We start from the raw sequence: 392 nt of genomic DNA on the forward strand, positions 1-392 counted from the left end.
CAGCGAGGCAAGTTGCCCCGGCAGCGTTTCACTATACAGGGTAGCGCGTTTCACCGCATTCACTACGGCGCGCGGGGTAATGGTGGCGCCGGTGAACTGATCGAAATCGCCGCCGTCTTTTTTCACCGCAAAATGCACATCGTTTTTGCCGTTCAGGCGCTTACCGTTGAAGCTGTTGATCCAGTCGGAAATGCGTAGCTCAATTTTGTCGCCCAGACCGGGCGTTTCAGGTGCCGGAGTTACAGCAGCGCGGGCGCTATAAAACCGCCTATCGGCCCGGCACGCTGCGTAAAAAATTATTTAATCAGGATCGGCTTTCGTCGCGTCATCCGGCCGCACGCTGGCGCCATCCTGCTCATGAGGAGAAACAATGATCTTTACCCGTGCAATGA

The 392-nt window shown here is 55.9% G+C and carries 1 pseudogene; it reads right to left on the minus strand.

From position 1 onward, the window contains the following. Positions 1-243 (minus strand): annotated as a pseudogene (locus GS12_RS22840) (FMN-binding protein); the annotation flags it as partial. Positions 244-392: the final 149 nt, after the last annotated feature.

It is taken from the genome of Erwinia oleae (assembly GCF_000770305.1).
GTDB lineage: Bacteria > Pseudomonadota > Gammaproteobacteria > Enterobacterales > Enterobacteriaceae > Erwinia > Erwinia oleae.